Below are 26,468 nucleotides of genomic sequence, written 5' to 3' on the forward strand. Positions count from 1 at the left end.
TAAGTTTTCTAGCGAACGTATCCGAACAAGCCGGGTAGCCAGAGCGACGCCGCAGGCACGAAAATCAACAGCAGCAGCACGAGCAGTTCGGCGAGCAGGAAGGGACCGATCGTGGCGACGATCCGCATCAGCGGAATGCGGCTGACCACGGACACCACGAACAGCACGCCGCCGACGGGCGGCGTGATCATGCCGATGGTCAAGGAAAGAATGACCACAAGCGCGGTCTGGATCGGATGGATGCCCGCCATATCGGCGATCGGCGCGACGATTGGTGTGAACAGCAGGACGCCGGGCAGTGTGTCGATGAAGAGCCCGCACAGCAGCAGAAAAAGGGCCATGACGAGGAGCAGCAGCATGTTTGGTAGGCCGAATCCGGCGATGAAGCCAGCGATCGCCTGTGGAAGCTGCAGAATCGTGAGCAGCCACGCGAAAGCCGATGCGGTCGCCACGATCATCAGCACCGCCGACGTTATCAAGGAGGCGCGGGCGAAAAGGTAGGGGAGTTGGCGCCAAGCCAGGCTGCGCAGCACGAATTTGGCGACGATGAAGGCATAGACTGCTGCCACTGCCGAGGCTTCGGTCGGCGTAAAAGCACCGCTGTGTATGCCGCCTATGATAATGACAGGCAGGGGAATGGCGGAAAAGACGACACCGGATTCACGGAAGAACTGCCGCCACGGTTTGCGCGGCTCGTCGAGCGCGAAACCGCGCCGCCAGCTGAGATAGGCGTTCGTCGCAACCAGCGACAGGCCAATAAGGACACCCGGCACGATGCCGGCGATGAAGAGCGCCGAAACGCTGACTGCATTGTCGGTGAGCGCATAGATGACCATGACGATGGATGGGGGGATGATCGAGGAGATGATGGCGGACGAGGCGGTAAGGGCGGCCGCATACTCTGGCTTGTAACCGCCGGAACGCATCATCTGGATCGTCACCGCGCCGGGACCGGCTGCATCGGCAAGCGCGGAGCCGGAAATGCCGGAAAAGAACACCGACATGAGAATGTTGGCATGGCCAAGTCCGCCTCGCAGCCGGCCGATGATCTGCCGGGCCAGGGCCAGCAAGGAATCTGTGATGCGGCCGCCCGTCATCAGTTCCGCCGCCAGCACGAAGAAGGGGACCGCCATCAAAGGAAAGCTGTCGATGCCTGAAAACATCCGCTGTGCAAGGATGAGGCCGGGGTAGCGACCATCCCATAATATGGCCGCGAGGGAGGCCCCTCCCATGACGACGGCGACCGGAACGCCCAGCACCATCGCTACCGCGAAAACCGTGAAAAGAGCTGCGCTCATGGCTGAGCCGTCCGATCATCTCTCAGCGACAGGAGGAGGTGCAGGATAGCCAGGCAGGAACCGATCGGGACTGCCAGGTAGATCATGCTCATGGGCAAATGCAGCATGGCGCTGCGCTGGCGGGACGCGAACTGCGCATATTCGGTTCCGTACCAGGCAAGGGCGGCAAAGAAGGCGAAGACCAGCGCGAAGGCCGCCCATGTAAGGGCCGGCTTTATGCGTGTGGTCAGATCAACGAAGATCGTCACCGCTACGTGCATCCCCTCACGCATTGCGAGCCCAGCGCCGATAAAGACGATCCAGATCATCAGGTAGCGTGACACCTCCTCGATCCAGCCGAAGGAGACGCTGAAGAAGTAGCGGGAAACGATGTTGGCGAAGACGAGTGACAGCATCGTCGCAAGCATAGCTGCAACGAGCAGGCCGTTGACGACGCACAGCCAACGGTCAAATAGTAAGAGCATTGCGGTCCTCCTCGCGGAGCGCCGACCGGCGGCGTCCACCCTCAAGGTTCTAGTTTAGGTACGGCACGGCCTTGGTCGCCAACCGCCAGATCGTGAAATTCGGGACAGGCGGGTTCTCGAAATCCATGTCCCCATCGACCCAGACGTGCAGGTGGTTGGATATCACGTGCAGCGTCCCATTCGGTGCCCAAGCGAGCGTATCCGGCCACGCCATTTCCGGGTGATAGGCGACCCGCGAGAGGCGACGGGTAGCGGGTTCCCATTTGAGAACCGAGTTAAGCTGGAGCGCTGTGAGATAGATATTGCCGTCCTTGTCCGCCGTGAGACCATCAGTGTTGGAAGGCAGCACCACTTCCGTGCGCACGGCTGCCTGAAGTTCAGCTTCCGAGACCTTAGGATCACGGAGGAGCGCAGTTGGCAGCGAAAAGAGCGTGTTACCGGTCAGGTTGGTCCAGTAGAGCGTCTGCTTATCACCCGACAATGCAATGCCGTCGGCGCCGGTTCGCATCGGGCCGTTCTTGAGAACCTTGCGGTCGCCGATGTTGAACATGAATTGTGGTTCATCATTCGTGAACCTGGTCGCGTTCAGCACCCGCCGCGCGGTGTTGGCGTTACGGTCGTAGACGATGAGACCGCCGCAGAGAGGGTCGCTGAAAATCCCGCTGTCGGTAATGTAGGCAAAGCCCGACTCGTTATCGACGACGATGTCGTTCAGAAACGAGCATTTCTTGTCCGACACCGCTGCTGGGAACTCGTAGCGCTGGATCTCCTCGTTGCCCTTGATATCCCACAGGATGAGCTTCTCGTTGGCGGCTCCGGACTTTGCGCCGGCGATGTGGCCCTGGTCGAGGATCCACATGACGTCGTTATGATCGATCTCAAATCCTAGGACCGACTTAAGCCCCTGCGGGTTCGAGACATCGTTGAGCTCGAGCGACGGATAAGGCTGTAGCTCGAAATCATCACCATTCTTCACAAGCCTGGACAAGGTCGCGGGTATCTCCGGTCCACCCCACCGAGCAGTAGAGACATACATATCGCCCGCCGCGTCGAACTTCAGGCCCTGCACAAGGACCTTTCCGCGGAGTGGGCTTTTGTCCCAACGGTCTGCTGCGTCTCCACTCTGAAGTTGATAAGTGAGGCTGTTCCAGCGAATGACCGGTGCTGGCTCGCTTTCTTGCGCCGCCGCACCACCGGCCAGTATCGTCGCAACCGCCGCAATGAGCCTGATATCGAGAAACCCCATGGGGGTGACCTTCCTATTCGCGCTTCCTGATGTGGCAGCTTCATTCGCGGCTGCCTATCTGCTACCTTAGGCGGTAGATGAAACTAAGGTAGCAGTTTTCGATTCGCTGTAAAGAGGAATTTGCTGATGTCTCTGGATTCGCCATCGACACCGGGTACCAAGGAAGGGGCGCGCGTCAGAAAGCTTTCGCGTCCGGCGCTCCTCGTCGATGAAGTCGCGCGGGCGATCAGGGAAATGATCGTTCAAGGGAAGGTCGTGTCCGGCGAAAAACTGTCGGAGAACGCCCTGGCCGCGGAATTGGGGGTCTCAACCACCCCGGTCCGCGAAGCGATATCCCTTCTGCGCCGTGAGGGGCTGGTGACTGTGCAGCCGCAATCAGGAACCTATGTGTTCAAGCTTCAGCCCGGCGAACTGAACCAGTTGTGTGAACTGCGGTTCGCCCTTGAGCCGGCCGCGGTCGAGCTTGCGCTCAACAACCCGTCATCAACGCTGGCAGACGATCTGGCGGCAGTCGTTGAGAAAATGAGACAGGCACAAGCCGAGGGACTGGTCCGCGACTATCTTTCGCTTGATACTGCTTTCCACGATGCCATCATCGCGGCTTCCGGCAATCCTTATATATCAAGCGCATATGCGCTGATCAGTGCGAAGATGGCGGCTTTGCGGAACCGCCTCGGCAACGATCCGCATCACATGGAAAAGTCAATGCGCGAACATGTCGAGATCACCGAGGCCATCAGAGCACGCGATCTGTCCAAGGCAAGGAAGATCCTGCTAGGTCACATTGCCCGCAAGGAAGGCTCGTACTGGGAGCATCTCGATCCAGATCGGTTTTTCAAATCGGCCGGCCAATAGGATGTCCAGATCGGTAGCAGTCGGCACCGTCGGTCCCTTTTTGCCCTAATCCCATTGACGAAGAGGTGTATGCAGCGCAAGTCCAACAATAGCTGGCAACCCGGCGCAGCGTATTGTGAGGTGCTTGGTAACGAAGCTCTTGTTTCGAGTTGGGTCAGGGCCTCATCAGGGGGGCTGATCATGCGGATTCATGAACAACCTTCATGTGGCAGACCTGAGGCTCTTCGAAAAACAGGTGCCCAACTCGGCTTCGCCACTGTTGATACCCAGCGCTCTTGCGAAAATGCACCGTATGGTCCTCAAGTGCCTCCCACTCGACGAAAAGATAAAAGACGTTCTCGACCTCTACCGATTGCTCAAGGGAGAAAGACCGAAAACCCCGTGCAGCCCGAAACATCGGAATGCAAGATTGCGCTGCCGATGCAAATGCATCGGTTTCTTCTGGCTTTATGACAAATCTCGCTATCTCTCGGATCACCATAATCTCCTTGATCTCGGCAAATGCTAACCAACTGGCGCCTTGGGCGGCGTCCAACTACTGCTTGGTGCGAATCTCGTCGCCGTTGTCATACCCGGCATCAGTGCTTCGAACCTTTTCGACATGGCGACGGTCAGCGCCGCTTACGGCACCTACCCCCGCCGAAAGAACCTTAGACCGTCGGAAGACAGTTCGACCGTTTCTCCAAGAACAGTTTCGACGGAGCGCCGGTAGTGCTCCACCAGTTTCGCAGTCGCGGCCTTCGAGTCTCCGGCGATCGCCGCATCCATGATCTCTCGGTGCTCGTCTACGAGGTCATCTCGGCCGGGCAGATGGCCGGCGTCGATCTGGCGTCTGCGGGCCCGATAACGGGCGGATTGTTCGAACAGCTGGCCGGCGAAGCTCAGCAGCCAAGTGTTCCTGGACCCCGACAGCAGTTCCCGATGAAAGATCGCGTGGGTTTCCGACCATTCCTGGGTCAGAAGGAAGTCAGGGCCTGCGGTGGCCGATTTGGAGAGACGGTAGAACGCCAGCACGAGTCGATCTTCCCACTCGCGGGTGCGCTCCGCGATTGTCTCCCGAAGCGCCGCCGCCTCGATGACGATTCGCGCGTTCTGGATCTCCAGGAATGCCATCGCGTCGAGCGGCGGGACGGAGAAGCCGCGCCCTTCGTTCTTCACCACGAATTGCTCGGCAGCGAGCCGGTTTAGCGCCTCGCGCAGGGGCATCGCACCTATGCCGTAACGGTCCTGGAGATCCGCGAGGATAAGCTTCTCGCCAGGCGCCAGCGTTCCTGCGATCAAATCATGCCGCAGAACCTCGTAGGCTTCTGCCGAACGAGACGGCATTCCACTGGTCTTCGCCATGTTACCTGTATCCTCGATCCGCAACACCGGACGTTGTTCTTGGGGCGTTATTCATCGGACTTCAAGACATACTCATTGAATGATGCGCCGATGGTCGCGGAGGCGGTGTCTTTCAAGATCATGACGATACGACTTTCCCTTTGCATTTGCGGCCACGCCTCAAGAAATCGAGGCGGTGTGATCACAGGACCCACCCCCTGAACGAGCAATGGGCGATCGCTCTCCTCAATCCAGAGAATTCCCTTGCTCCTGAGCACTCTGGCCGCGTTTAGCGAATAGACGAGGTCGAGCCAATCGCGCAGGCGCGCCCATTGCAACGGGTGCCCGATCACTCGCGACCAGCTTTCCACTCCAGTGTGTAGGGCAGTCCCCCCTCCGGCGTGATGGTGGTGCGTCGTGTGACCGGAGTGCGCGCGTATTTCGGGGGCGACAAACTCGGAATCGCTCGGATCTCCGAACAGAAAATCGCCATCGGGCAGCCCGCCTTCGCGCACCGGGTGGATCGCGAGCATCGGATTGATATCGAAAAGCGCCTCGCAAAGCTCGTCGATCATCAAAGGATCCGCGAGATCGGTCTTTGTCACGAGGACGAGATCGGCTTGCGCCACCTGGTGGATTGCGACCGGGTTCTGCGCCAGCTCGGCCCGGCCGATGACACCGTCGACGCAGGTGGCGACTTTGGCGAGACGGATCTTGTCCCGCAAGGCGTGCGCGTTTGAGAGTTCGCGCACGATCGGGATCGGATCCGCCAGACCTGTGGTCTCAATCATGATCCGTCGAAAGGTCGGGATATCACCTCGTTCGGCCGCAGCGAGGATCAAGAGCACTGTGTCCACCACGTCGCCCCGCAGAGAACAGCACATGCAGCCATTCTCCATCAGCAGGGTCGTCTCGACCGCCGAAGAGACGAGTAGATGGTCGAGACCGACCTCTCCGAACTCGTTTATGATGAGCGCGGTACCTTCCATTTCGGGTCTGGCGAGCAGTTCACGGATTGCTGTCGTCTTCCCTGACCCGAGCGCGCCTGTCACGACTGCGCATGGTACCGGGGTCATGGCTGTTCGCCCGCCTCCGCCTCTTCGACCGCGGTCTGCCGGACTGTCCGGATATAGCTCCAGACGACAGCGACCGCGGAAATCACCAGAAGCGTTGCCGTGATCGGGCCGCTGACGACGGCCCAGAGGTCTCCGCGATGGATGATCAGAGCCCGGCCCAGATTGGTCTCGATGATCGGCCCCATGACGAACCCCAGGATCACCGGCAGTGTCGAGACCCCAAACTTGTCGAGCAGGAAGGCGAAGCTGCCGAGGGCGACCAACATGACGACGTGGGAGAAGGAATTGTCATAGGCATATACCCCGATGAGCAGCAGGGCCATGACGAAAGGCCCGAGCACCCCCGCCGGTACGCGGGCGATCGGCACGAAAAGCCGAAGGCCGAAAAAGCCGACGACGAGAAGGATTACGTTGGCCATAAGCAGGCCTATGAAGACGGCCATCACAAGCGGCCCGCCCTCGGAGAAGAGGGCGGGTCCGGGTGTGATCCCCTTGGATATGAGCACGCCCAGAAGGATGGCGATGGCGCCGGAACCCGGGATCCCCAGCGCCAGTGCCGGGACGAGTGCACCTGCGACCACTGCGTTGTTGGACGATTCGGGAGCCGCGATGCCCTCATCTACTCCGGTGCCGAACTTTTGCGGCTTTTTCGACCAGCGACGCTCTTCGTTGTAAGCCAGAACGGCCGCCATGGTCGGACCAGGTCCGGGGATGGCGCCCACGACGGTCCCGATCAGGCCGCCGCGTATCATGGTTGGCATGAGCTTGATGTAATCGGTCAGGCTCAGCTTGTCGCCGGAAGCGCTGTTGGAGGAGGCATCTGGTACCGCCGCAGAAGGAGTGAAGTCGCGAAGGCGCGCCATCAGCCGGAATGCCTCCGGGCCGGCAAGCATGGCCACGATCATGACGATCAGCGGCACCCCGTCATAGAGGTATGGCTGGTCGAAGACGAAGCGCGTGCCGCCGAAGGAACTGTCGCCTACCGTGGCCAACAGCAGGCCGATGGTCGCACCGAGAAAGCCCTTCAGGGGATCGGCTCCGACAAAGCTGCCCACGATCGAGAGGCCGAAGACACCGACGGCAAAGAGTTCGCCCGGTCCAAACTTGAGGCCGACCCAGGCCAGACTGGAGGATAGCAGTATGAAGGCGAAGGTCGAGATGATCCCACCCGTGACGCCCGCTGCGATCGAGATGGTGAGCGCCCGCCGGGGTCGCCCGTTCGCGGCCATGGGTGCGCCATCGAGGATGGTCATGACCGCGGCCGTCGTGCCGGGGGTACGGATCAAGATCGCCGGGATGGAGCCGCCGTATTCCGCCGCGCAATAGACCGCGAGCATGAACATGACGGCGGTCTCCGGCGACATGAGAAAGGAAAAGGGAAACAGCAGCGCCAGCGCCTGGCTTCCGCCGAAGCCAGGCAAGACCCCGAAGGCCACCCCGAGAATGATCCCGAGCGTGATCAGGAACAGGTTCACCGGGTCGAACACGATGCCGAGAGCGGGTCCGATTTGCGAAAGAATTTCCATGGGATTTCCTAGAAGAGAAAGCGCGGCAGGAATTGGAGTGGGAGATGTACGGACAGGGCCTGCGCAAAGAGCAGGTAGACCACGGCGACGGACGCGAGGCCGGCCAGGCCGGACACGAGAATATTGCGGGTTCGAAGCCAGAGGGGGACGCTGATCAGAACAAGGATCGCGACCTCGGTTCCGACAAAAGCCAGCAGGAGCGCGAAGATGAGCAGCGCGGCTGCGATAAGGAGGAACGGCACGACGGAAATGACGATGCTCTCGCCGTCGGTCGCCCTCCTGGGGGCGAAAAATACGCGCAACAGGCCGAAAATGCAGATCACCGCCATCGCGGCGAGTATGATTCGCGGGAATATCGCGGACCCGGGATAGCCGGGCAGCAGAGGGCTCGGGAATGAACCAGTCACACTGTAGGCCACGACGGACAGCACTAGAAAGATCAGGAACAGGCCGGCATTCGCCGAGCGCTTAGGCAGATTCAACGGAGCCATCGGGACCTCTCCGGGACAGGGGAAAGGCACGCGGCGAGGTAAATCGCCACGCGCTTTTTGCTGCGCACCGTTAGAGCACGCCAGCGTTCTTGAGGGCCGTCTTCATTGTGTCGAGAAGGGTGCGGAAGCGTTCCGTGTTTTTCTCCATGTCAGCACTGAAAGCGGGAACGACATGCTGGTTCGCCTCGAGGTATTCGGCGTAGCGCTCGCTCTTCATTGCCGCCTCGAACGCTTCAGCGATCTTGTCGTTGATCATCTGGGGCGTGCCGGCCTTGGTAAAGATGCCTTGGACCTGATGGATCATTTCATAGTCGATGCCAAAATCGGAGGGTATGGGCAGATCGCTAAGGCCCGGCCGGTCGACATGCTCCTCGTTGATCAGGAGCAAGTAGCGAGCGGTGCCAGCGTCCACGTGAGGCTGCCAGATCCCGGGCGGTCCGATGGCCACGTCGATATGCCCGCCGAGGGTGTCGCGCATGGCACCGCCGGCACCATCGTACGGCACATAGGTCCATTCCAATCCTGCCGCTTCGAACAGTTTCACGAGGTGCAGGTGGTGTACGGAGCCGGGCTTGTTGGCCGCCACCGGAATCGGTTCCCCGGCCTCCTTCATCGCTTTTGCAAGGTCGTCCCAGGTTTCATAGGGCGAATCTGCGTTCACCGCGAGGACGTACAGGAATTTCTCGACCTCCACCGCGACCTCGAAGTCGTTCGGGTCGGGGCGGAACGTCGGCAGGTTCATATAGCCACCGTAGCTTGTGTTCCGCTGCAGCCACGTATAGCCGTCGGCAGGCCGTTCGTTGACGTATGTCGCGCCTTCGTTACCGGCACCGGCGGGCTTGAAGAGGACTTCAATCGGTACGCCCAACTTCTCTCCCAGAAGTTCCGATACGAGTAAGCACCAGTTCGCGGCACCCGATCCCGGGCTCGTGGCGCAGACGAATTCGATGGGCTTGTCCGGCCAGTTTTTCTGTGCGTTTGCCGGGCCTACCAACGACAAGATCATCGTGCCGGCAGCAACTAGTGATGCTATTCGCATGCTTGGTTTCCTCCCTCGCATATTTCGTCTCCTCCTGTGCAATGTCGGGCAACATCGCCCGCATCAACAAGGCCATCTGAATGGCCAAGGCATTTTAGATATAAAACAGCGTTGACAGTCAAGAAAATATATAATTTATCGATTAGGCGGAAGTTATATATATGGAAAGCAGCAGAATGGACAGTGCCCAGTCGAGGAATATGCGCCTTCTATCGAACGACCGGCTCAATGGGTTCGGCGGCGTTGGCGAGGGGATGGCGATGCAACTGACCGGGGACGGGCGCCGCATTCTCTGGCTTGCACATGAAGGCCCCCCCAAGAATTTCACCGGGGTTGATGTCACTGACCCGCGCAAGACCCGGGTGATCTGTCAGACGGATCTGCCGCATCAGCGGATGCGCTCCAACTCGCTCGATATCACCGGCAATCTCATGGTCGTCTGCTACCAAGTGTCGAAACCCGGGGATTCGCCGGCGGGGATTGAGCTTTTTGACATCACGGAACCGGAGAATCCGAGATCGATTTCATTCTTCGACACGTCTGGCCCGCATTCGCGGGGGGCACACTGCTGCTGGTTCGTGGACGGCGAGTTCGTGCATTGCGCGAGCGGTGCGCCGGATTTCGAGCCGCGACACCCACGAGACGATCAGATCTATCAGATCATCGACGTGCGCAATCCCTCGAGACCCGTTGAGGCGGGACGCTGGTGGATGCCTGGCACACGCAAGGGCGACGCGGCTCCCCCGCCCGATCGTGTGCGCCCGATGCCGCTCGACAATCTGCGTGGGCCGGATGCCTTCCGCTTGCACAATGCCAATGTTTACCCCGAGCGGCCGGACCGCGCCTATCTCGGCTATATTGACGGTGGCGCCTTCATTCTTGACATTTCCGACCTGTCGGAACCGACGGTCGTCGGCGCCTGGAATCCCCATCCGCCGTATCCCGGCTTTACCCACACCGTCATGCCTCTCTTCAGCCGCGACCTTCTGATCGTGACCGACGAATGCATTCAGGACGATGCGGAGGACTGGCCGAAACTAAGCTGGGTCGTGGATGCGCGGAAGGAGGATAACCTCGTGCCGATCTCGACGTTCCCGCTACCGCCGGTCGAGGAGTTCGGCCACAAAGGCGGGCGGTTCGGGTCGCACAATGTCCACGAGAACCGCCCCGGACCGTCCATGCGCAGTGAAACGATCATCTACGGCTGCTTCTTCAACGCGGGTGTGCGCATCTACGACGTTTCCGACCCCTATCGACCCGAAACACTCGCCTATTTCGTTCCTCCGGCGCCGGAGGGGTCACGCGTGCCGACGGCCCAGATGAACGATATCTACGTCGACGAGCGCGGCGTGATCTATTCCGTCGATCGCTGGAGCGGCGGTCTCTACGTCTTCGAAGCCGATATATGATCAGCACGCCGGATCTTTTTGTCGCTTTCGGGAAGGTCCGAGACCCGGAAAAGGTGCTTGCGCGCGAGGGGCGGGAGCTTGCCGCAAGCGGAAGGGAACTCGGAATGCAGTTCGCCCTCATCGGGCGCGGGACCTGTGCATTCCGCCTGAACTCACCCGGCTGGTTCCGGGCAACACCCGCACTCATCGCTGCCCTCCCGGATCGAAAAGGGCTTCGGCTTCTTTGTCGGGACAGAATCGAAAAGATTGTTCCTGCCTTCTCGGCCGAGGCGCGCCGGTGGATCACGCTCTATCTCGATCAGGTCGAGGCAGTTGCCGGTAAGGCAATCGACCCGAGCAGCAACCTGACCGACCCTTCCGATTGCTTCTTTGCGGCGCTCCTGCCCCTCCCGGCCTGCTTGGTCGGCAAACTCAGAGGCGGAGCCGGCAATCTGCAGATCGAGACGGCGCTCGATATCGTTCGCTTCGACCTTGTCTTCTGGGACGGCTGCACGCTCGTTGCCATTCTCTTCGGCGCGGAAAATACCACGACGCCCGGTAAGAGAGCTGCCATCGCCGCACTCGAACGGGCGCTCGCTCCGCGGCTTCGGGTCCGGCGGATCGAGAACAATGAGGATTCGGTGTCGCTCGCTGCACAACTTGCAGCAGAAATTCGGCAAGTTCCCGCGCCTCACTACGGTCCTTACAGGTTCCCTGAGTTGCAAGAGCCGCTGCCGATGGAGGAAGAATCATGAAGGTGCTGTCATCATTCTTGCGATAGTGGGCCGAGCCCTTGTGCGGTTACCCGCTTCGCATGTGCTGCACTTGTGCGGAGAAAGGTGACGTGACCTCCCATAATACAACAGTGCGGGGGCGATGCTGGCCGATCCCGACAGCTTGCCAGACCCGGTGCGTTATATTTTGTTCAACGTCCGGCTGCCATACGCCGTCATGGCAATGCTGGTCGGTGCCTCTCTTGGACTGACGGGCGCCGAGATGCCGACGGCGCCGAACAACGTCTTGGCCAGCCCGTTCACCCTTGGCGTTTCGGCAGCCGCCACCCTTGGTACAGCCTATCATCGCTTCGTCTTGAGTACTACGGATGTAGAGGGCCTGTTGGCCGTGCAACGCGTTATTGTCTTCTGCGAGGGTGGCCGCCATTGAGTGCGTGTACGCCATGTACGGTCAGATAATCCAGCAGTACCGTAGAACTATTCTATCGGACCTTGAGGACTCGGAACGAGAACTCCTGCAGCGCTCGGCCATGAGGGGATGGGCGCTGGCGAATTCGTTCGCCGGTACTCCGACGGTGTCAGGCCCAGCTCAGCCTTGAACGTGTTAATAAGATGCGACGCATCGCAGAAACCGATGGCGTGGGCGACTTGCGTCACGGTTCGCTCGGTGGTCTCCAGCATCCGGCGCGCGGCATCGCATCGGGCCACCGTCGTCACATACGATGGGCCCGATGACAGCGGCGGCGCGCTTTCTCGACGATCTGCGCGGCGCGGCCGCAATTAGAGTCCCGGTGCGGGTCGGTTCTGCCTCAGCGATGGCGGCTAGGGGCCTCTGCGCGGCGCTTGGCAGCAGCAATGAACAGGTTGAAAACGCGGCCGAGATTGCGTTGGAACATCACTTGGGCATGACCTACGATCCGGCGGCAGGCTTGGTCCAGGTTCCCTTGTATCGAACGGAACGCTCTTGGCGCGGTCAAGGCTGTGTCGGCGGCCAGCCTGGCGCTGCGCGGCGACGGTCAGCACTTCATGCCGCTCGACAACTGCCTGCGCGTGATGTTTGAGACCGGGCGCGACATGAGCCTGAAAAACAAGGAAACCTCGACCGGAGGCATCGCGGTCAACCTGCCCGAGTGCTGACCGCTCTACAGAACTTTGAACTGCATCAGCCGGCGTACGATCGCACGTCGGATTGGCATGTTGGCGCCTCGAGGTGCCAAGTCCGTTCAGGCACCCGCGGCAAGCGTTTCGAGTGCGCGCATCCGGTTGAGCGCGCCGACTGGCCTGCCGTTCTCAGCCAAAACGGAGATCTCTTCGGGGCCTGAGATGAGCAACGGCGCAATTTCGGAAATCGTTGCATTTGCCGATACGCCAGCACCACCAGTCGCATCTGCGGACGGTTGCATCAAGGACGAAACCCGCACCACCCGTGCAGGCGACACCTTGGCGACAAAGCGCTTCACATAGTCGGTGGCCGGCTGCATCACCAGTTCTTCCGGGGTGCCGATCTGGACGATGCGTCCGCCCTCCATTATCGCGACGCGATCCGCCAGGCGGATCGCCTCGTCAAGGTCATGGGTGACAAAGACCACAGTGCGGGTCTGGGTCTTCTGCAAGCGCAACACCTCCGTTTGCAGATCGGCTCGGATCAGCGGGTCCAGTGCTGAAAACGGCTCATCCAGGAACCAGAACTCCGGATCCGTCGCCAATGAGCGGGCGATGCCGACCCGCTGTTGTTGGCCGCCCGACAGTTCTGCCGGAAACCGTCCCTCGCGGCCGCTCAGACCGACGGTCTCGACGAGCTCCAACGCGCGGGCTTTGGCCTTGTCGCGGGCCACGCCCTGCACTTCCAGTGGAAAGGCGATATTGCTCAGTACCGTCCGATTCGGCAGCAGCGCGAAATGCTGGAAGACCATTCCCATCCGGGTCCGCCTAAGCTTCACCAGCTCCTTGTCCGCAAGCGTCATGATATCGCGATCACCATAGAAAACGCGGCCTTCGGTGGACTCGGTCAGTCGCGTCAGACAACGCAGAAGTGTTGATTTTCCCGATCCGGAAAGCCCCATGATGACGAAGACCTCGCCTTGAGCGATCTGAAAAGTGGCGTCTTGAACAGCACCCACGAGACCGTCTTTGGTCAATGCCTCGGCGCTGCGCTCAGAGAGCGATCGCCGGGCGAAACGCGCTTTGTGTTCACCGAACACTTTCCAAACGCCTTCGGCACTCAGTGCGACAGGGCGGGTCAGCGCGCTGTCACCTGATGCCGCGGCTTTAGCGTCAAGCATGGATGTCTCCTTCGTGTCGCGCGGCGCGGGCCGCAGCGGATTTCAAGAGCGTATCGGCAATCAGCGCGATGCAAGCCACGCAGAGACCGGCAACGATCCCCGGTCCGACCTCGCCACGGGTCAGTGAGGTGTACACTTCCTGCCCCAGCTCTCGGGTGCCAACCAGCGCCGCGATCACCAACATCGACAATGCCATCATCACCGTCTGGTTCACTCCCAGAAGCAGGGTGGGCATGGCAGAAGGCAATCGGACGAAGCGGAATGTCTGCCAAGGCGTACAGCCGGACATGGCCGCTGCCTCGACCCGTTCCGAAGGAACATGCTTCATGCCGGCCATGCCGTACCGCACCGCAGGAGCAATGGCATAGGACACGACGGCGATCAGCGCCGAAAAATCCCCGTTGCGGAACAACATGACAGCCGGCAGCAGATAGACCAGCGTGGGCAGCGTCTGCAACGTGTCCAACACCAGCTGCACGGGCTGATGCAGTCGCGGGCGGGAAGATACCCAGAGCCCAAACGGCAGCCCGATTGCCAGAGCGATCGCCACTGCCAGAATGGTCAGATAGACCGACACCATCGCCGGCTCCCAGTAGCCGGTCAGCGCGATGAACAGCAGCAGTGCCGCCACTGTCAGTGCCGCACGCCTTCCGCCCAACCAGTAACCCGCGGAGCAGACCAGAAGCCCGATCAAGGTCCAGGGTGTCGCCAGAAGGAGGTCGCGGAACGGGTTCATCACCTTCAGGAGCATGGCGGTGCGGATCGCGTCGAGCGGTTCATAGAACTCTCGGTTGATGAAGCTTACCGCACCGTTCCAGAAAGGCGCCGTTGTCAGTGTCAGATCGTCCGGCCACAGTCCCAGCGACGGAATGACGAAACTGATCAGCGTGAAGAAGATCAGCAGTGCGAGCGCCAGAGCGGTATCCCGACGCCGCCAAAGCCCCACTGCCTGGGTCGACTGATTGTGCGCCGCCGCCTGCGTCAACCGGTCCAGAACGACAGCCAGTGCAACAATCCCCATGCCGGCCTCGAAGCCTGCGCCGAAATCCAGACGGCGCAGCGCCCGAAGGACATCGTAGCCCAGACCGCCGGCGCCGATCATCGAGGCGATGATGACCATGTTCAGTGTCATCATGACGACCTGGTTCAACCCGATGGCGAGCCGTGGAACGGCGACGGGCAATTCAACCTTCCATAAAGTCTGCGCGCGGCTGCAGCCGGTCATCCGGGCGAGCTCCAGCGTTTCCTGAGGAACGGAGCGAAGGGCCAGGACGGTCGCGTGAACCATAGGCGGAAGGGCGTAGACCACCGTGGCGAACAGGGCCGCGCTGGGCCCGTATCCAAACAGCAGGAGCGTCGGCAGCAGGTATGAAAAGATCGGCACGGTCTGCATGACGTTCATGACCGCGCGGACGAATGCTTCGGTCCGCGGTGAACGATAGGCCCGAATGCCGATGGCAAGCCCCAGGACGAGCGCCGTCACGACGCAGAGCAGAACCGAGGCCAAGGTGGTCATGGCTGAAACCCAAAGTCCGAATAAGGCCAGATAACACCCCGCCACCAGCGTTAGAAGCATCAGTCCACGCCCGGACAGACGCAGGGCCACCAGCGCGACCGCAAGCGTTACCCCCAGCCAGCTGAGTGGCGGCGCCGCCTGCACCTTGTTGAAACCGGCCCCCGTCACCCAGCCTTCGGCAAGCACGATCTTGAGCCATTCGATCGGCGCCTCGGCCGCCGCGGCCAGAGCGCGCGTGACATCTGCAAACGTCACCCCGCCGATCCCGGCATCGCGCGCCAGCCAGTTCAGGCCTTCGCCAACCCAGTTCGAAACGGGAAGGATCGCCCAGTTTGGCACGCTGGTGAGAACTGCCGGAAAGAAGGGTGCAGCAAATATAACGGCAATCAGGACTGGAAGTGCGATCCAGTCACCGATTGAACGCGCCCGCGCCTGTTCCTTGAGAAAAGTATCAGCCATTGCGCCGCTCCGGCCGGGACCGTCATTGACGATCCCGGCGCGTTCAGGTCACTTTTCAGCGCAGGCTGCCCAGCCGCGCCACTCGGCTTCGTTTTCCTTTGCCCACTCCATAGCGACCTCCTCGATGCCGCGGCCTTCGACATCGACCTCGTAGACCAGCGCGCCAACCTCATCGCCATCCATCGTGAAGTTGCGCACGATGTCATAGGCACAGGGCCAGATTTCATCGCCCTTTGCCCAAGCCATTTTCTTGATCCAGCCTTCGGGCTTGCCGCAATCGTATTTGGCGTCGGGGTTCACGCCCCAGGACGCGTCCTCGTAGCAGGCGGGCTCATATTTCGGAAAATCCACGAACTTGCCATCATAGACCGACGGAGCCCAATGCGGCTTATAAACCCACAATATGATTGGCGCCTTGCGCTCATAAGCGGCCTGAAGCTCGGCAAACATCGCCGCGTCGGTGCCCGAGTGGACCACCTCGAACGGCAGACCCAAAGCCTCGACCCGCTCTTCGTCGAAGCCGCCCCAGCTGACGGGGCCGCTCAGATACCGGCCCTTCGGCGCGGTTTCCGGGGCGGCGAAGGCCTCGGCACAGTCCCGCAGGGCGGTCCAGTCGGGTAGGCCGGGGCACTGCTCTTCCATATAGGAAGGATACCACCAGTCTTCCTTGGCCTGCGGCCCCAACTCGCCCATATCCAGCACCTTGCCGGTCGCGACCGAGGCAGTAAAGGCGGCATCCTGCGTGGTTTGCCACGTTTCCAATGCAATGGTCAGGTCCCCGGATTCAAACCCGGGGTATCGGGCGCTGTCATCAGCGATGACTTTTTCGACATCATACCCGTAGGTAGACAGGATGATGTTCAGGATTTCGGTATTAATGAGCATCGACGACCAATCGGCCATCATCAGCTTGATCGTCTGGTTCGATTCCGGTTCAAAAGCGCTCGCGGGAGTGACAATTCCGACGCTCAGCGCGGCGATTGCGGTGATGAGTGTTTTTTTCATGTTCGCCTCTGTGTTGAAGGTTGGCCTTTTCAGCCTTTGTTGTTGGGCTGGATATCAGCCTTTCGCGTACCAGCCATTGTCGACGTAGAGTGCTGCCCCGTTGACAAAGCTGGCCTCATCCGAAGCCAGCCACAGCGCTGCCGCGGCGACTTCCTCCGGCTCACAGAGCCGGCCTTGCACGGCATTCAAATCGGCCTCGTTCCAGTTCTGGCCAAGCCCGTCCAACTCGTTGATCTCGCGCAGACCATGCGCGGTCTTGACGAAGCCCGGACAAACCGCATTGGCGCGAATGCCGTGATCCCGGTATTCGATCGCGATGGAGCGAGCCAGTTGCAGCACCGCGCCCTTGGTCATGCAGTAGAGGCTTTCCAGGCCGAAGCCCTTTTCCCCACCGATCGATGATGTGATGACCACCGAGCCGCCGCCATGTTTCAACATATGCGAGACAACTTCACGGCAGACGACAAAGGCCGAACGCACATTGATGTTCATCAACCGGTCGTAGTCTTCGTCGCTGCTTTCATGCAGGGGTTTCACGATGATCGTGCCGGCATGGCTGAACAACGTGTCGACGCGCCCCCAAGCCTGCACGATTTTGTCCAGGGCACCGCAGACCGAACTGGTGTCGGACACGTCGGTCTCGAAAAACAGCGCCTGTCCACCAGTTGCCTCGATCTCGTCTGCCAACTCGCGGCCGCTATCGGCTTGGATGTCCAGGATCGCGACCCGCGCTCCCGCCTCTGCGAACAAACGCGCAGCGGCACGGCCAATGCCACCGGCTCCACCGGTAATTATTGCGGTGCGGCCCTCAAGGCGCCCAGCGACAATGGGCTTCTTCGAGACCCGTTGAGCAACATTCATAGGGTTCTCCAAACGGCATTGGTCTAATGGTCTATTTTGAATACCATTATATCGCTGCAAGTTTGTCAAGGCCGATCTGCTCCGAGGCAATAGAGCACGATCCCGAAAGGTGGACGCAGGTTTTCGGATAAGGTCATGCTCCAACAAGGAGCGTGGAGATCAGGCTGCGGCTCTACCCAATCGACGGACAGTATCCCACAGAAGCCCGTGCAGATCGGCCATCGCGGCCTCTGCTTCGCCCACGCCCTCAGCGTTCAGCGCGGCAAGCAGACGCTCGAAATTGACCAAAGCGACGGTCCCTGCTTCAGACGTAGACGGTGTGTCGTAAGGCAGGAAAAGTTCAGCCAGCCCGTCCTCGATTGCCCGGGCAAGCAATGGGTTTTGGGTGGCATCCCCCAGCGCGAGCAGGAACAGTGCTTCAGCCTGCTTGCGGTGCGGCGCGGTGCGCGCCGCGTGCATCATGGCAACGGCCTCGCGCATCCGCTTCATCTCAGCCGGACCGCGCCGCATGCACGCAAGCCGGGCCGCCGCCATCTGGTTGACGGTCAGAAACTCGACGACCCGCATCGTTTTAGCAGGGGCCCGCAACATCCGGCGGCGCGCCAATTCGCACAGCCGGTCTTCGTCAGCAACAAAAGCCCCGCCCTGTGCGCCGCGCCGCACAGTTATATACTCATCCGTCTCGAGCACACGCAGCGCCTCGCGTAGGGTGACGCGGCTGATCCCGAACCGATCGGACAACTGCCGTTCGGCTGGCAACTTCTCGGCGGGCAGCAGCAGACCGGCGTGGATCTGGCGGCGCAACAAGTCAACTGCAAGCCCATAAGCCGCCCGCGGCTCAACCGGGCGCAAGCCCCACAGCATTCGTCAAACCGCCGTAAAAGTGTTGTCCACGAAGATCTCGGCTCCGTTCACGAAGCTGGATGCATCGGAGGCGAGGAACAGTGCAACCTCCGCAATCTCCTCGGGCTCGCAGATCCGCCCCTGCATGACGTTAACGTCATTTTCAGAGGCGAAGACGCCGTAGCGGCGCAACTGCTCGATCTCATGCTCACCGTGCTGTGTACGCACAAAGCTGGGACAGATCAGATTCGACCGGATGCCCTGATCGCGATATTCCACCGCAAGCGCACGTGCCAGCTGATGCATCGCCGATTTCGACGCGCAGTAGAGCGTCTCCAGATGGGTGGCGGCCCGCACCCCGGTGGTGGAGGTAAACACCAGGACTCCTTTCCCGCGCTCCAGCATCTCTGGCAGGACGAGCCGGCACATGAGAAAGGCCGATTTGGCATTGTTGTCCATCATCTCATCCCACTCCTCCAATGTGAACTCGAGGAATGGTTTCACGATGATGATGCCGGCATGGTTGAACAGCACATCGACCCTGCCAAAGGCATCCACCGTTGCCCCATAGGCACTTTCTGCCTGGTCTGGTCGGGAGACATCCGAGCATACAAAACGCACGTCAAAGCTTCGCTCGGTCAGTGCCTGTGCCAGCGCCTCGCCAGATTCGGGATCACGATCTGCGATCATAACCTGCGCGCCCTCTTCGGCGAAAAGAGTAGCGCTGGCAGCTCCCGCGCCTTTGGCGCCGCCAGTGACCAGAACAGTGCGTCCAAGGAGTCTCTTCATGGATCAAAATCTATACCGTTGGATGCCCAAAATCCAGCGCGGCAATTGCAGGGGTGTGGCTGCGACTTCGCCACGCATCCGCTGCGCGTCGCTTAGCAACAGCGACGAATAGGCGATTGCCAAGTAGGGGTCGGCTGCGATGGCAGGCCGCCACCGGTTACGGCAAGCGCGCGCCCTGATCTATAGAGCGGCAATCTCGATGAGATCACCTTGATTGCCGCGCCGCACTGATCGAATCGGCATAGGTCGTTACAGTCCATTCGCTGCACAGAAGGCAGGATATAAATGGCGACATCAAAGACCCCAGCGCCGCAAGTCACATCCGTGCACCAACGCTGCTTTTTGGCCTCCTGGATATCCACAGCCAAGTCTGCTTCCCGTTTGTATTTTGGGCGCTTCCGCGGTGCCCGGACCCTCTGCGCGAGAAAGAATCCGACATAGGACGTCAAAAAAAAGTTGACCGTATCCAAAATGGATACAACACTGTTCGATGAAACGTCACTTGAGGAAGAAGGGCTATGAGGGCCAACAGTTCACATCGCGAAAAGGCGGGCGATTGGCTTGTCGGCGTAGACGTCGGCGGCACGTTCACCGACTTTTCAGCACGCAATCTCGAAACGGGGCAGGTGCGGGTCCACAAGCGGCCATCCACTCCCGACGACCCTGGCCGCGCCGTGATCGACGGTCTTGCCGAGTTCGTTGAAAAGCATGACATCGACCCCGCGTCGATCACCCGTTTCGCGCATGGGACAACCGTAGCCACCAATGCGCTGTTGCAACGGCGCGGCGCCAAGGTGGTGGTGGTCACAACGCGCGGCTTCCGTGACCTGCTCGAGATCGGGCGCCAGATCCGCCCGCATCTCTATGACCTCCAGCGCGATAATCCGGCCCCGCTGGCCTCACGCGACCTGCGTTTTGAGATCGACGAGCGCATTGGCTCGCGCGGCGAGGTCGTCAGGCCGCTCAACGACGCGGCTATCGCCGCGCTGATCGCGGAACTGCGCCAGCATCCCGAAATCGAGGGCATCGCCGTCTGCCTGCTGTTTTCCTATCTCAATGGCGATCACGAGGCGAAGCTGGCCGAAGCATTGCGGGCGGCCTTCCCCGACCTCCTGGTCTCAGTCTCGCGTGAGGTGCAGCCTGAGTTCCGCGAATACGAACGCTTCTCGACCACGTTGATCAACGCCTTCCTGCAACCGGAGGTCAGCCGCTACATCGACCGCCTGCGCAACAAGGTTGGCGATGCCGCGCCGAAGGCCACCTTCGGCATATTTCAGTCGAGCGGTGGCCTCATGTCAGCGGCTAAGGCAGCCGATTTCCCTGTGCGGACGGCCCTGTCAGGGCCTGCGGCGGGGGCCGTTGGGGCGGCGCGTTCAGGGGCGTTGTCCAAGATCGGCGACATCATCACGCTGGATATCGGAGGCACGTCGAGCGACGTCTGCCTGATCCGCAACGGCCGCACCGCCATAGCGCGTATGCGCGATATCTCGGGCTTCAGCATCCGCCTGCCGATGGTCGACATCCATACCATCGGCGCTGGCGGCGGCTCGATTGCGGTGCTCGGAAGCGACGGTCTGATGAAGGTCGGACCCGAAAGTGCCGGCGCCGTGCCTGGACCCGCCTGTTACAATCGCGGCGGTACGCTGCCCACCGTCTCGGATGCCAACTCGGTTCTAAACCGGCTTCCGCAGGAACTGGTGGGTGGCGGTTTCACCCTGCGACGCGATCTGGCGGTCGAGGCGTTGAAGCCCGTCGCCGACAAGCTCGGGATCGGTCTGGAACGCGCCGCGATGGGGATCATTGACATCGTCAATTCCAACATCGTGCGGGCGATCCGCACCATCTCGGTCGAAAAGGGCAACGATCCGCGCAAGTTCGCACTGATGTCCTTCGGCGGGGCAGGAGGGCTGCATGCCGCCGAGGTCGCCCGCGCGCTCGGAATGAAGCAGGTTCTGGTGCCGGAAGCTCCGGGAATCCTCTGCGCCGACGGGCTCATTGCAGCAGACCTGCAGGAGGATTTCGTCACCAGCTGCCACCTCAAGCTGGCGGCGGGTGTCTCGGAGCTGGAACAGATCGCGCAAGAGCTGTTCGGACTGGGACAGCACTGGCTGAAGACCGAGGCGGTGGACGCACAGGGCGAGCAGCTTCTGCTGTTTCTCGATATGCGCTACGTGGGTCAGAACTATGAGCTGCCGATCGAGATCGAGGCGACGGTGGACACGCAAGGCCATGTGGCATTGCCCGATGCGGATACGCTCGCAAAGGTCTTTTTCGCCACCTACGAGCGCAACTTCGGCCATTACGACCCTGAGGCCCCGGTCGAAATCGTCAACGCGAGACTGCGGGTTCTGGCGCATCTCGCCCGCAATGACGGGGTGCAGAAAAAGGTTGAGACAGAAGCCACCGAGGTGCGGACCATCCAAGTGTGGTTCGGTGAAGGCTATCGCGACACGGCGCTTATAGAGCGCGCGGGCCTGAAATCCGGTGACAGCTTCCAGGGCCCCGCCATCGTCACGCAGCTTGACACCACAACCATCGTCCCGCCTGACGCCGTGGTGCGGATCGATGAAGCCGGCAACATGATCATGGACCTGAACAATGACTGACAGCACGATCGACCCGATCGCACTCGAGATTGCCTGGAACGGGCTGAAATCCGTCGCCGACGAATGCTTCATCAGCATCATGCGCACGGCGTTTTCGACCAATGTGAAAGAGCGCCACGACCACTCCACCGCCATTGCCGACGCGCAGGGTCGGCTGGTGGTGCAGGCTGAAATGGCGCTGCCAATCCACTTGGCCTCGATGTCCGGACTGCTGGAAGGCATCGTGCGCAAATATGGAGACACGATTCGGCCCGGCGATCTCTTCATCGCCAACGACCCGCATGTCGCCGGCGGCACGCACCTTCCGGACATCAACATGGCGATGCCGGTCTTCGAGGGCGATCGCCTGCTGGGCTTTGTCGCCAACATCATCCACCACGCCGATGTTGGCGGGGCAGCCGTGGGCTCGATGTCCGGGGGGCTCGACGAGATTTATAAGGAAGGACTGCGCATCCCGATCATGCGGCTCCATTCCGGTGGTGCGCTGCAGACCGAGCTAATGGAGCTTCTGCTGCTCAACATGCGCCTGCCGGATGAGCGTCGCGGCGATCTCAATGCGCAAATCGCTGCTTGCCGGTTAGGCGTGCTGCGCCTGAGCGAGATGATGGAAGAGCTGGGCGGCGACGTTCTGGTGCAGATATTCGATGAGATCGTCTCGCGCACCGAGATGCGGATGCGCACTGCGATCGCGACACTGCCCGACGGGGAGTACAGCTTCGAAGACGTGATGGATGACGATGGCTGCGGGACCGAGGACATCCGCATCGCGCTCAAGATCACCAAGTCGGGCGAAAGCATCTGCTTCGATTTCGACGGCACCGATCCCCAGGTGCCGGGCAACTTCAACATGACCTGGAGCGCCACACAGGCGGCAGTCTGCTTCGCCTTGAAGGCGCTGCTCGACCCCGAGGTCGCCAACAATCATGGTATCTTCGACGCCATCGAGATCAAGGCTCCGGCAGGCAGCTTCGTGAATTGCGTCTTCCCGGCAGCGGTGGCGATGCGCGCCAACTCCTGCCAGCGGGTGGTTGATTGCGTGTTCGGCGCGCTGGCGGATGCGGTGCCGGAGCAGGTGGTCGCGGCCACCAATGGCGCCAACACGAGTGCGGTCTTCGCCGGCACCGATCCGCGCACCGGGCAGGCATATGTCTATCTCGAAACGCTCGGCGGCGGCATGGGCGCGCGGGCGACCCATGACGGCAAGGACGCGGTGCAGGTGAACATCACAAACACCTCGAACCTGCCGGTGGAAGCGATTGAGCTGGAATATCCGCTGCGGGTCGAGGAATACGCGCTGGTGGCCGATACCAGCGGCGCCGGCAAGTATCGCGGCGGTCTGGGGATGCGCCGGGTGATCCGGCCCGTGGACCACGTCTGCGAATTCAACGGCGTCGGCGAGCGCTTTCGTCACAAACCATGGGGGCTGTTCGGCGGGCGCGACGGGGCGACCGGCCGCTTCTTCCTGCGAGGCGACGACGGGGCCGAGATGAAACTTGCGCCCAAAGCCAGCCGCGTGCGCCTAGCCCCCGATTTTGCCGCGGTCATGGAGACCCCCGGTGCCGGTGGCTACGGCGACCCGGCAGAGCGGTCGCGCTGCGACTACGAGGCTGATCTTGCCTCCGGCAAATTCAGCGAAAGCTACCTTGCCGAGAACTACCCGCAATTTGCCGCGCCGAAGCGCGCTGCGGGCTGACCCCCGGGTTTCGGCGGCATAGACACAAAAGGGCGACCGCCGGCACCCTCACAATCCGATCTAGAGGGAGACTTCAAAATGACCATCACGACCAGAATCATCGCGCTTGCCGCCGGCCTTACTGCGCTTGCCGGCCATGCCAACGCCCAGCAGATCCGCTGGGACATGGCAACCGAATATGGGGAGAAGACCATGCTCGGCCAGACCCAGAAGGTCTTTTCGGAGAAGGTCGAAGAGCTGAGCGGCGGCGAGATCGACATCACCAACCATTTCGGCGGCTCCATCGGCTACGGCTCGCTCGAACAATTCGATGCAGTGGGTGACGGGCTTCTGCCCATCGCGAGCACCTCGGTTGGACAGGTGGCCGGGATCGAGCCGATCTTCCTGCTGCCCTCGCTGCCCTTCCTGGCTGCCGACACCGATGCATCATACACGCTCTGGAAAGTGGCGCGCCCGGCTTACGAGGCTGCCTTCGAGCGCAACAACCAGGTCCTGCTTTTCGGGGTGCCTTTCACGCCCGCAGGGATCTGGGCGAAAATGCCGGTCACGTCTCTGGATGATCTCGACAACCTCACCGTCCGCGCCTGGGACGCCTCGGGCACTCGGACGCTGAAGGAAGCGGGCGCCAATGCCGTGCAGCTTGGTTGGGGCGACGTGGTTCCGCAGCTCGCAGCCGGCGGGATCGACGCGGTTCTGACCTCCGCCGACGGCGGTGCCAGCGCCAACTTCTGGGAGTTTCTCAACAACTTCACGGCCATCAACTACTCGCAATCGGTCAACATGATCCACGTGAACCGCGACGAGTGGGATGCGCTGAGCGAGGAACAGCGGGCCTGGGTCCTGGAAGCGGCCGAGTTTGCCGAAATGCAGGGCTGGGAGAAACTGCGCACCCGCATCGACGAACTCTACGCGGAGATGGAAGATCAGGGCATGACCATCACCAAGGAGATTTCGCCGGAGTTCGCGACCGAACTGCGCGCGGCGGGCGAGGTGGTGTATGCCGATTGGCTCGAGACGGTCGGCGCGGAAGGGCAGGAGGTGCTTGACGCCTATGCCAAGGCCACGGCGGAGTAATCCGCGACTCCCCCGGGCGGTGCGCTCCCCAAGCCGCCCGGGATCCCGAGGCTCTTTTCATAACAGGAGCGCCGAATGTTCCAACGGATCGAAACCCTAGTCGAGCGACTTGCGGCATTCGGACGACTGATCGCGCAAGCGCTGATCGTCTACATGATGCTGCACATCCTGCTTGAGATTGTGCTGCGCGTCTTCTTCAAGACCTCCACCTATTCAATGAACGAATTCGTCGGATACGCCCTGGCGGGAATGGTGTTCTTCGGTCTCGCCGAGACCTTCTACCAGCGCCGTCACGTCCGCGTGAGCCTGCTGATAGGCGCGCTGCAGCCCCCCGCCCAGAAAGCCCTCGACCTTTTCTGCCTTGTTGCTACGGGTCTGGTCATGTCGGGTCTGACCTATATCGTTTGGATAATCTTCAAACGCGATCTGGAGCGCGGATCGGTCAGCCCCTCGATCATCGCGGTCCCGACCTGGATCATCGATCTGGTGATCCTCACCGGTCTGGTTCTTTTTTTGTTGCAGCTGATCGTGACCACGATCCGCACGGCGATCTCGGGCATGAAGCCCGACGCCTACCCGCTCGAGGGCTAAGCCCATGGATCCGATCCTCATTGCCCTCATCACACTGGGCCTTGTCGTGTTATTTCTTGGCGCAGGCATCTGGGTCTTTGCCGGGCTGCTGCTGGTGAGTTGCAGCTCCCTCTATTTCCTGCTCGACATGGATCCAATGCGCATCGGGCGGATCATGGGAACGCTGGTCATGCGCAGCGCGACCTCGGCAGACGTCGCGGCCATCCCGCTCTTTGTCTGGATGGGAGAGCTGCTGCTGCGCACCGATGTCTCGCGCCGGATGTTCGAGGGGCTGTCTCCCATCGTACACCATCTTCCGGGCCGGCTCTTTCACACCAACGTCTTGGGTTCGGCGCTGTTCGCGGCGATCTGCGGCTCGAGCGCCGCCACCACGGCGACGGTGGGCAAGATCACGGCGCACGAGCTCGACCGGCGGGGTTATGACCGCGCGCTCAATTTCGGTTCACTGGCCGGGGCGGGAAGTTTCGGCCTGCTGATCCCGCCATCGGTCGTCTTGATCGTCTACGGGGTACTGGCAGAAGTCTCGATCTCGCGGCTGTTCCTTGCCGGAGTGGTCCCAGGTCTGCTGATCGCAGGATTGTTCTCGGCCTGGATCGCGCTGCGCTGCACGCTCGACCGCAGTCTGGCGCCTTCGGAGGATGCGCCCTCGGGAATGCGCGACATCCTGCGCGGTATCTGGCTGCTGCTTCCGGTTCTGGTTCTGGTGCTCATGGTGCTGGGTTCGATCTATACCGGCCTTGCCACGCCCTCCGAGGCGGGTGCCGTCGGCGCCGGCGCCACGCTGTTTCTGACGCTGGTCACGCGTCAACTCAGCTGGGCGGTGATCCGCGACAGCCTGAGCGCGGCCGTCCACACCAGTTGCATGATCGTCGCAATCCTGATCACCGCGTCCTTCCTATCGACCGCGATGGCATATCTGCACGTGCCCCAGCAGGTGGCCGACTATATCGCGCATCTCGATCTCTCTCCCTACGAGCTGGTCGCGGTGTTGGCGGTGTTCTTCATTCTGTTGGGCATGTTCCTCGAGGGCATATCGATCACCGTAATGTCGCTGCCGATCACACTGCCGCTGATCACCGCTGCAGGTTTCGACCCGATCTGGTTCGGCATCTTTCTCGTGATCATGACCGAGCTCGCGCAGATCACGCCGCCTGTGGGCTTCAATCTGTTCATCCTGCAGAACCTGACCGACGTCTCGATCCTGAAGGTCGCGGTCTACGCGGTGCCGTTCTTCCTCCTCATGTGCCTTGCTGCGGCGATACTGACGATCTGGCCCGGTATCGTGCTGTGGCTGCCATCTTTCCTGTGA

At 61.1% G+C, this 26,468-nt stretch carries 25 protein-coding genes and 2 pseudogenes; 11 read left to right on the forward strand and 16 right to left on the reverse strand.

Annotation, left to right across the window (positions count from 1 at the left end; translation table 11 throughout):
- Positions 1 to 8 precede the first annotated feature (8 nt).
- From N1058_RS07120 to N1058_RS07130, 3 genes are read right to left on the reverse strand one after another with little or no spacing between them, the layout of a single operon-like run.
- A complete protein-coding gene (locus tag N1058_RS07120; RefSeq protein ID WP_265516824.1) occupies positions 9 to 1,298 on the reverse strand; it encodes a TRAP transporter large permease in 1,290 nt (429 codons plus the stop codon).
- Entirely contained in the window at positions 1,295 to 1,762 is a 468-nt protein-coding gene (locus tag N1058_RS07125; protein ID WP_265516825.1) for a TRAP transporter small permease, read from the reverse strand. The genes N1058_RS07120 and N1058_RS07125 overlap by 4 nt, the downstream gene beginning before the upstream one ends.
- 49 nt (positions 1,763 to 1,811) lie before the next feature.
- Complete coding sequence (locus N1058_RS07130; protein ID WP_265516826.1) at positions 1,812 to 3,008, reverse strand: L-dopachrome tautomerase-related protein; 1,197 nt, start codon at positions 3,006 to 3,008, stop codon at positions 1,812 to 1,814.
- Positions 3,009 to 3,134: 126 nt separating this feature from the next.
- Here N1058_RS07130 and N1058_RS07135 point away from each other — a divergent pair, with 126 nt between their 5' ends.
- Positions 3,135 to 3,863, forward strand: coding sequence for a GntR family transcriptional regulator (locus tag N1058_RS07135; RefSeq protein WP_265516827.1), 729 nt, complete (start codon positions 3,135 to 3,137; stop codon positions 3,861 to 3,863).
- 178 nt (positions 3,864 to 4,041) lie between these two features.
- Here N1058_RS07135 and N1058_RS07140 read toward each other — a convergent pair whose 3' ends face one another.
- From N1058_RS07140 to N1058_RS07165, 6 genes are all read right to left on the reverse strand, one after another.
- Positions 4,042 to 4,398, reverse strand: coding sequence for a putative quinol monooxygenase (locus N1058_RS07140; RefSeq protein WP_265516828.1), 357 nt, complete (start codon positions 4,396 to 4,398; stop codon positions 4,042 to 4,044).
- A 95-nt stretch (positions 4,399 to 4,493) separates the two neighbouring features.
- Positions 4,494 to 5,207 (reverse strand): GntR family transcriptional regulator, encoded by a 714-nt coding sequence (locus N1058_RS07145; protein ID WP_265516829.1) that lies wholly within the window; start codon positions 5,205 to 5,207, stop codon positions 4,494 to 4,496.
- 47 nt (positions 5,208 to 5,254) lie between these two features.
- Positions 5,255 to 6,262, reverse strand: coding sequence for a CobW family GTP-binding protein (locus tag N1058_RS07150; protein ID WP_265516830.1), 1,008 nt, complete (start codon positions 6,260 to 6,262; stop codon positions 5,255 to 5,257).
- Positions 6,259 to 7,788: a tripartite tricarboxylate transporter permease gene (locus N1058_RS07155; protein WP_265516831.1), complete on the reverse strand. Its 1,530-nt coding sequence runs from the start codon at positions 7,786 to 7,788 to the stop codon at positions 6,259 to 6,261. Before N1058_RS07155 ends, N1058_RS07150 begins: the two co-directional genes overlap by 4 nt.
- An 8-nt stretch (positions 7,789 to 7,796) precedes the next feature.
- Positions 7,797 to 8,279, reverse strand: a complete 483-nt coding sequence (locus tag N1058_RS07160) for a tripartite tricarboxylate transporter TctB family protein (protein WP_265516832.1) — start codon at positions 8,277 to 8,279, stop codon at positions 7,797 to 7,799.
- A gap of 70 nt (positions 8,280 to 8,349) precedes the next feature.
- Positions 8,350 to 9,318 carry a tripartite tricarboxylate transporter substrate binding protein gene (locus tag N1058_RS07165; protein WP_265516833.1) on the reverse strand — a complete coding sequence of 323 codons (969 nt, stop codon included), beginning with the start codon at positions 9,316 to 9,318 and terminating at the stop codon, positions 8,350 to 8,352.
- Positions 9,319 to 9,494: 176 nt separating this feature from the next.
- Here N1058_RS07165 and N1058_RS07170 point away from each other — a divergent pair, with 176 nt between their 5' ends.
- From N1058_RS07170 to N1058_RS07180, 3 genes are all read left to right on the forward strand, one after another.
- A complete protein-coding gene (locus tag N1058_RS07170; protein ID WP_265516834.1) occupies positions 9,495 to 10,727 on the forward strand; it encodes an LVIVD repeat-containing protein in 1,233 nt (410 codons plus the stop codon).
- A 104-nt stretch (positions 10,728 to 10,831) separates the two neighbouring features.
- Positions 10,832 to 11,461, forward strand: a complete 630-nt coding sequence (locus tag N1058_RS07175) for a hypothetical protein (RefSeq protein ID WP_265516835.1) — start codon at positions 10,832 to 10,834, stop codon at positions 11,459 to 11,461.
- A gap of 121 nt (positions 11,462 to 11,582) precedes the next feature.
- Positions 11,583 to 11,870, forward strand: a complete 288-nt coding sequence (locus N1058_RS07180) for an iron chelate uptake ABC transporter family permease subunit (protein ID WP_265516836.1) — start codon at positions 11,583 to 11,585, stop codon at positions 11,868 to 11,870.
- A 47-nt stretch (positions 11,871 to 11,917) separates the two neighbouring features.
- Here N1058_RS07180 and N1058_RS24210 read toward each other — a convergent pair whose 3' ends face one another.
- Positions 11,918 to 12,157, reverse strand: coding sequence for a helix-turn-helix domain-containing protein (locus N1058_RS24210; protein ID WP_476739404.1), 240 nt, complete (start codon positions 12,155 to 12,157; stop codon positions 11,918 to 11,920).
- Here N1058_RS24210 and N1058_RS24320 point away from each other — a divergent pair.
- Both N1058_RS24320 and N1058_RS07185 read left to right on the forward strand, forming a co-directional pair.
- Positions 12,139 to 12,216, forward strand: a pseudogene (locus tag N1058_RS24320) (serine dehydratase beta chain); the annotation flags it as partial. The gene N1058_RS24210 and the pseudogene N1058_RS24320 overlap by 19 nt on opposite strands.
- Positions 12,217 to 12,237: 21 nt before the next feature.
- Positions 12,238 to 12,577, forward strand: a pseudogene (locus N1058_RS07185) (L-serine ammonia-lyase, iron-sulfur-dependent, subunit alpha); the annotation flags it as partial.
- Positions 12,578 to 12,663: 86 nt separating this feature from the next.
- Here N1058_RS07185 and N1058_RS07190 read toward each other — a convergent pair.
- The 6 genes from N1058_RS07190 to N1058_RS07215 all read right to left on the reverse strand — a co-directional run bounded on the left by N1058_RS07190 (position 12,664) and on the right by N1058_RS07215 (position 19,195).
- Positions 12,664 to 13,722 carry a quaternary amine ABC transporter ATP-binding protein gene (locus N1058_RS07190; protein ID WP_265516837.1) on the reverse strand — a complete coding sequence of 353 codons (1,059 nt, stop codon included), beginning with the start codon at positions 13,720 to 13,722 and terminating at the stop codon, positions 12,664 to 12,666.
- On the reverse strand, positions 13,715 to 15,697 hold the full coding sequence (locus N1058_RS07195) for an ABC transporter permease (protein ID WP_265516838.1): 1,983 nt from the start codon (positions 15,695 to 15,697) through the stop codon (positions 13,715 to 13,717). The genes N1058_RS07190 and N1058_RS07195 overlap by 8 nt, the downstream gene beginning before the upstream one ends.
- Before the next feature lie 48 nt (positions 15,698 to 15,745).
- Positions 15,746 to 16,702 carry an ABC transporter substrate-binding protein gene (locus N1058_RS07200; RefSeq protein WP_265516839.1) on the reverse strand — a complete coding sequence of 319 codons (957 nt, stop codon included), beginning with the start codon at positions 16,700 to 16,702 and terminating at the stop codon, positions 15,746 to 15,748.
- Between the two features lie 54 nt (positions 16,703 to 16,756).
- On the reverse strand, positions 16,757 to 17,563 hold the full coding sequence (locus N1058_RS07205; protein WP_265517147.1) for an SDR family NAD(P)-dependent oxidoreductase: 807 nt from the start codon (positions 17,561 to 17,563) through the stop codon (positions 16,757 to 16,759).
- A 159-nt stretch (positions 17,564 to 17,722) separates the two neighbouring features.
- Entirely contained in the window at positions 17,723 to 18,367 is a 645-nt protein-coding gene (locus tag N1058_RS07210; RefSeq protein WP_265516840.1) for a FadR/GntR family transcriptional regulator, read from the reverse strand.
- A 63-nt stretch (positions 18,368 to 18,430) separates the two neighbouring features.
- Complete coding sequence (locus N1058_RS07215) at positions 18,431 to 19,195, reverse strand: SDR family NAD(P)-dependent oxidoreductase (protein ID WP_265516841.1); 765 nt, start codon at positions 19,193 to 19,195, stop codon at positions 18,431 to 18,433.
- 518 nt (positions 19,196 to 19,713) lie between these two features.
- Between N1058_RS07215 and N1058_RS07220 the strand changes: the two genes are divergently transcribed.
- From N1058_RS07220 to N1058_RS07240, 5 genes are all read left to right on the forward strand, one after another.
- Positions 19,714 to 21,801 carry a hydantoinase/oxoprolinase family protein gene (locus N1058_RS07220; RefSeq protein WP_265516842.1) on the forward strand — a complete coding sequence of 696 codons (2,088 nt, stop codon included), beginning with the start codon at positions 19,714 to 19,716 and terminating at the stop codon, positions 21,799 to 21,801.
- The gene (locus N1058_RS07225) at positions 21,794 to 23,494 is read left to right on the forward strand and encodes a hydantoinase B/oxoprolinase family protein (RefSeq protein ID WP_265516843.1); all 1,701 of its coding nucleotides are present in this window, start codon (positions 21,794 to 21,796) and stop codon (positions 23,492 to 23,494) included. Before N1058_RS07220 ends, N1058_RS07225 begins: the two co-directional genes overlap by 8 nt.
- 78 nt (positions 23,495 to 23,572) lie before the next feature.
- Positions 23,573 to 24,568, forward strand: a complete 996-nt coding sequence (locus N1058_RS07230) for a TRAP transporter substrate-binding protein (protein WP_265516844.1) — start codon at positions 23,573 to 23,575, stop codon at positions 24,566 to 24,568.
- A 75-nt stretch (positions 24,569 to 24,643) separates the two neighbouring features.
- Positions 24,644 to 25,159, forward strand: a complete 516-nt coding sequence (locus tag N1058_RS07235) for a TRAP transporter small permease subunit (protein ID WP_265516845.1) — start codon at positions 24,644 to 24,646, stop codon at positions 25,157 to 25,159.
- A gap of 4 nt (positions 25,160 to 25,163) precedes the next feature.
- Entirely contained in the window at positions 25,164 to 26,468 is a 1,305-nt protein-coding gene (locus tag N1058_RS07240) for a TRAP transporter large permease (protein ID WP_265516846.1), read from the forward strand.

The organism is Nitratireductor luteus, from assembly GCF_026162365.1.
Classification (GTDB): Bacteria; Pseudomonadota; Alphaproteobacteria; order Rhizobiales; family Rhizobiaceae; genus Chelativorans; species Chelativorans luteus.